Annotated in this window: 7 protein-coding genes; 1 reads left to right on the top strand and 6 read right to left on the bottom strand. The window is 38.3% G+C overall.

Annotated elements, in window-relative coordinates; genetic code table 11:
* Positions 1-250 precede the first annotated feature (250 nt).
* Positions 251-1,333: an outer membrane-stress sensor serine endopeptidase DegS gene (degS, locus tag AC4GME_RS15100; protein ID WP_490378258.1), complete on the top strand. Its 1,083-nt coding sequence runs from the start codon at positions 251-253 to the stop codon at positions 1,331-1,333.
* Positions 1,334-1,500: 167 nt separating this feature from the next.
* Here degS and murA read toward each other — a convergent pair whose 3' ends face one another.
* The 6 genes from murA to mlaE all read right to left on the bottom strand — a co-directional run bounded on the left by murA (position 1,501) and on the right by mlaE (position 5,261).
* Complete coding sequence (murA, locus tag AC4GME_RS15095) at positions 1,501-2,760, bottom strand: UDP-N-acetylglucosamine 1-carboxyvinyltransferase (protein ID WP_490378257.1); 1,260 nt, start codon at positions 2,758-2,760, stop codon at positions 1,501-1,503.
* A gap of 19 nt (positions 2,761-2,779) precedes the next feature.
* On the bottom strand, positions 2,780-3,028 hold the full coding sequence (locus tag AC4GME_RS15090; RefSeq protein ID WP_490378256.1) for a BolA family protein: 249 nt from the start codon (positions 3,026-3,028) through the stop codon (positions 2,780-2,782).
* A gap of 8 nt (positions 3,029-3,036) precedes the next feature.
* Entirely contained in the window at positions 3,037-3,303 is a 267-nt protein-coding gene (locus AC4GME_RS15085) for an STAS domain-containing protein (RefSeq protein ID WP_490378255.1), read from the bottom strand.
* On the bottom strand, positions 3,300-3,914 hold the full coding sequence (locus AC4GME_RS15080; RefSeq protein WP_490379683.1) for an MlaC/ttg2D family ABC transporter substrate-binding protein: 615 nt from the start codon (positions 3,912-3,914) through the stop codon (positions 3,300-3,302). The genes AC4GME_RS15085 and AC4GME_RS15080 overlap by 4 nt, the downstream gene beginning before the upstream one ends.
* Positions 3,914-4,384 (bottom strand): outer membrane lipid asymmetry maintenance protein MlaD, encoded by a 471-nt coding sequence (mlaD, locus tag AC4GME_RS15075; RefSeq protein ID WP_490379682.1) that lies wholly within the window; start codon positions 4,382-4,384, stop codon positions 3,914-3,916. The genes AC4GME_RS15080 and mlaD overlap by 1 nt, the downstream gene beginning before the upstream one ends.
* A 97-nt stretch (positions 4,385-4,481) precedes the next feature.
* Positions 4,482-5,261, bottom strand: a complete 780-nt coding sequence (gene mlaE, locus AC4GME_RS15070; protein ID WP_490379681.1) for a lipid asymmetry maintenance ABC transporter permease subunit MlaE — start codon at positions 5,259-5,261, stop codon at positions 4,482-4,484.
* Positions 5,262-5,402 lie beyond the last annotated feature (141 nt).

Below are 5,402 nucleotides of genomic sequence, written 5' to 3'. Positions count from 1 at the left end.
AATACAGAACAGCAAAGCAGCGTTTTATACGCTGCTTTTTTTTGCCTGATTATCCAGTTATCAATCGGTTAATTCAGCTACTACGAACACTTATTCTGTACAAGTTAATCTAACTTAATAGCGAATACTAAAACACCGTTTATACGCTGCTTTTTTTGTGTGCTTTTCAAGCATAAATAGAACGCCATCCGCTTTCATTTTGTATATAATCTCCACTTCCTTTTTTCTTTTTATATCGGCATCTAAGAATATGAATTTTAAAGCATCTTTTTTCTATTTTTTAAAACCCATTTTTTGGGGAGTGATTATTGCCGTAGTAATAATCTACGGTGCTAAATTAACGACAGTGTTAACTCACCTAGCAACAGACAATAAAGTTACCAGCTACAGTGATGCTGTAAAAAAAGCATCTCCATCAGTAGTAAATATTTACTCTCAGCAATACATTGATTCCAGTATTGATAATAAACAACACTTACAGCCGACGGGGTTGGGCTCTGGTATTATTACTGATAATAAAGGTTATATTCTGACCAATTTTCATGTTATCGCCAAAGCTGATCAAATTTTAATTGCCTTACAAGATGGACGCCTGTTTACGGCATCGGTTGTTGGTAGTGATATCGTAACTGACTTAGCAGTGCTGCAAATTAAAGGCGATAATCTTCCTGTTATCCCGCAGAACCCTCTCTACCAGCCACAAGTAGGCGATATTGTACTGGCCATTGGCAACCCATATAACTTAGGGCAGACCATCACTCAAGGTATTATCAGTGCAACGGGTAGAAATGGTATGAGCTCTTCAGGACGTCAAGACTTCCTGCAAACCGATGCGGCCATTAATGAAGGTAACTCTGGTGGTGCACTGATTAATAGCCGAGGTGAATTAGTCGGTATTAATACCTCTGAGTTTTACAGTAACAACCCAAATTCAAGTAACGGCATTAGTTTTGCTATACCCTATCAACTTTCACAACGAATAATGGAAAGCCTTATTACGCACGGTCGAGTAATTCGCGGCTCATTAGGTATTATTGCTGAAAATTTAGATCCTCTTATCGCTCGCCTTTGGGGATTAAAAGCACAAAACAGCATCATCATAAAACAGGTGCATGAGGGGGGGCCTGCCGCAACTGCAGGTATTAAAGTTGATGATATTCTATTACGAATTGATGGTATTGCATTTGATAACTTAATTGCAGCAATGGATAAAGTGGCTGAAATAAAACCGGGAACAAAAACCAGATTTACCCTATTACGTAAAGGAAATCAGATTGAGGTTGAAGTGGTGATCGGTGAGTTGAGTAGTATACAGAATATTTCTAAAGAGTAGTCAGGGCAAACCTATTGGAAATGCGAGTTCAACAAGAGTCATAGGTATATAGGAGAAGCGCACGCTTCTCCTAAAGTTTCACACCCATGTTACTTCAATATGCAAAATCAGCAAACCAAATTGCGCTTAGCTGCTAGGCATAAAATTGAAGTATCATGGGTATATAGTTAACCTTCGATACGTTGCATGGTTGCGCCAAGTGGGATTAATTTATCTTCAATCGCTTCGTAACCACGATCAATATGATAAATCTCATCCACAATTGTTTCACCATCTGCAATTAGCCCAGCAATCACCAAACTTGCAGATGCTCGCAAATCTGTTGCCATCACTTTTGCACCACTTAACTGATCATGATCACCACAAATTGCTAAATTTCCATCTAATTCAATGTTGGCTCCCATACGTTGCAGTTCAGGCACATGCATAAAACGGTTTTCAAAGATGTTTTCTTTGATACGCCCAGTACCCGGTGCAACCGTATTTAATACCGTAAATTGTGCTTGCATATCGGTTGGGAATGCAGGATGTGGTGCCGTGGTAATATTGACTGATTTTAATTCACGATCAATCATATCCACTTCAATCCAATCTTTACCAGTTGTCACTAATGCCCCAGCTTCTTCAAGTTTCGCAAGTACAGCAGATAATAAACTCGGATCCGTGTTAACACACTTAACCTTACCACCACTAACCACACCAGCAACTAAGAATGTACCCGTTTCAATACGATCCGGTTGTACTTGATAGCTGCAGTCACCTAAAGATTCAACACCTTCAATGGTTAAGGTATCACTGCCAGCACCTGAAATTTTACCGCCCATGCCATTAATAAAACTAGCTAAATCAACAATTTCAGGCTCTTTGGCTGCATTTTCAATTGTTGTAATACCGTCCGCAAGTGCGGCCGCCATCATCAAGTTTCCAGTACCGGTAACACTGACCAGATCCATATATAGATGAGTGCCTTTTAAACGGCCATCAACACGCGCTTTAATAAAACCATCTTCAACTTTAATGGTTGCGCCCATCTGCTCTAAGCCATTAATATGCAAATTCACAGGACGAGCACCAATTGCACAGCCACCAGGCAATGAAATATCAGCTTCACCAAATCGGGCAACTAAAGGCCCTAATGCTAAAATAGAAGCGCGCATACTGCGCACTAACTCATATGATGCAGTGTAATTTTTCACACCTGATGCATTAATATGCACTTTATGGCCATCTTGTGACGCCTCTGCACCTAACTCTTTTAAAAGCTCAAGTGTTGTTGAAATATCTTTTAATAGAGGCACATTGGTTAAATGAACATCACCTTTTGATAATAACGTAGCAAAAAGAATTGGTAATGCCGCATTTTTAGCGCCGGAAATGCTAACTTCCCCTTTTAACTGGCAACCACCTTGAATTAAAAACTGACCCATCGAACTATCCTTCCGCTTACTAAATAAAATGTTTTTGTTTTTGCCATTCATCTGGCGTTAATGCTTTAATCGTTAATGCATGAATTGCATTGCTTGCGATCTCTGTCGTTAACGGCTCATAAATGATTTGTTGTTTTTTTACTCGGCTTAAATCAGAAAAGATATCACCCACAGCGATCACTTGAAAGGTTCCGTTTTCACCTTTAACGATACATTCATCGAGTACTAATGCCTGTTCTAATTTTTCTTTGATTGTTTCAATATTCATTGAACACCTTACGACTTAAAAAGAAAACTTAACCCATATAAATTGGCTAAGACTAATATTTTGTCAGACCCCCCTACAAAGCATAAATCTGAATAATTACTTTTAATTTGAGCTAAATATGCAATGCCGGCAGAATCTATGTTTTTTAATTGCTGTAAATCAATTACTTTTATATTTTGATAGCTAGCAATATCAGGAAAATGTTTACCTGATAACTCATTTAACAATAAGTTACCCGTTAAAACCATTGTCTCGTTATTTGCAGCGTTAGTCACGAGGAAAACTCTCTGTTTTTCTGCTCTAATAGCTCAATAACATGATTAATCCCTTTTTTTTGAATCAACTCATTAAGTTCAGAGTGTTTGGTATTTAACATGCTGATCCCTTCAGCTATCACATCAAAGACTTTCCATTCGCCTGTTTTTTTATTTTTCCGTAATTTAAAAGCTAATTGTGTTAATTGATCATTCTGATCTCGAATTCTAACAGCAATCGAAATTATTTTCTTTTCCTTAAAATGAGTGTTATCTAATATTTCAATCTCTTGTTGCTCATATTCAAACAATATATGTCCGTATGCATTTACCAAGTAGGTTTTAAATACTTCTACAAATTCATTACGTTGCGCTTTAGATGTGTTTTTTAAATGACGGCCCATCACCTTATATGCGGCATATTTATAGTCAAAATAGGGAATTAACTCTTCTTCTATCACCACGTTTATATAACTGGGTTCACTCTGCAGGCGCTCTTTTTCTGCAGTAATCCGTGCAAAGGTACTAATTGAAACTGAATGAATAACTTGATTGGGATCGCTCATATCAACAGTGGCACTGGAAGCAAAACTAACAAATAACAGCGTAATAACAGTGAATAAAATACGCATTATTTTTCCTTATTAATAGAATAAATAAATTGACCAATTAGATCTTCAAGTACCAGCGCTGATTTAGTATCTTCAATGCTGTCACCATCGCCTAACATCTCGATATCATCATCAATAAAACCCGGCTGAATGCCAATATATTGCTCACCTAATAAACCCGAAGTTAAAATAGCCAGAGAAGATGTTTCAGGATAAAAGCCTCTCTTTTCAAACATTGCCAATTGTACAATCGGGGTATAACTTTGCAGATCCAGACTAATATCTTCCACTCGTCCAACAACAACACCACCGAGCTTAACTGGCGATCGTACTTTTAAACCACCTACATTTGAAAAACTTGCGTAAAGCGTATAACTGCTTCCTTCTCCGCGTAATGAAAGGCCTGCAACACTAAAAGCTAATATTGCTAAAGAGAGCATTGCAGCAATAACAAACGTACCTACCCATAATTCCACTTTTTTCTGTGACATATTACATTCCAAACATAAAAACAGTTAAAATAAAGTTCATTTGTAACTTAAAATACAAACTTTCCAGCCATAAAAATTTCACTTTTTCTGTGGCAAGTCAGGTTCCAAACATAAAAACAGTTAAAATAAAATCCATTCCCAGCACTAACAATGATGAAACGACAACCGTTTGCGTTGTTGATTTACTAATACCTTGTGCATTTGGCACTACATAATAACCATTATAGAGTGCTACCCAAGTTATCAGGACTGCAAAAACAACACTTTTTATTACACCATTAAAGACATCCGGCATGTATTCAACACTGCCCTGCATCACAGACCAGTATGCACCACCATCAACTCCCTTCCAGCTAACGCCAATTAAATAACCGCCCCAGATTGCAATCACATTAAAAAACAGTGTTAGCATCGGCAAAGTTACAATACCCGCAAAAAAACGCGGGGCAATAACCCTTTTAAGGGGGGAAACGGCCATCATTTCCATACTGGCGAGTTGTTCTGTACTTTGCATTAATCCAATTTCAGCGGTTAAGGCTGAGCCTGCCCGCCCAGCAAAAAGTAGAGCGCCAACAACAGGGCCTAACTCTCGTAATAACGACAGAGCAACCATGCTGCCCAAGCTCTCCTCTGCAGCATAATCGACTAAAACATAATAACCTTGCAGACTTAATACCATGCCGATAAACAGACCGGATGTTAAAATGATCGGTAAAGATAAAATACCAAGCTGAAAGATTTGTTCAATAAACAGCGGAAATAGCTTATCATGAGGTTTCCCCCAAACCGTGCGCCAGAACATTAAACAACAACGACCTACCGTCTGCGCAAACTCTAAGCTAAATCGGCCAACAAAACGCACATTAGCGCTAATCATAGATTCACCTTTTGTAAGCCCGTTTTAAATTCAAAATCCTTAAAATAAAAAGGCACAGCCGCCCCACTCCTAACCCGCGCAAAATATAAGCTAAATCGGCCAACAAAACGCACATTAGCGCTAATCATAGATTCACCTTTT

The organism is Psychromonas sp. (assembly GCF_983033635.1).
This window is presented reverse-complemented; position numbering and strand designations above follow the sequence as displayed.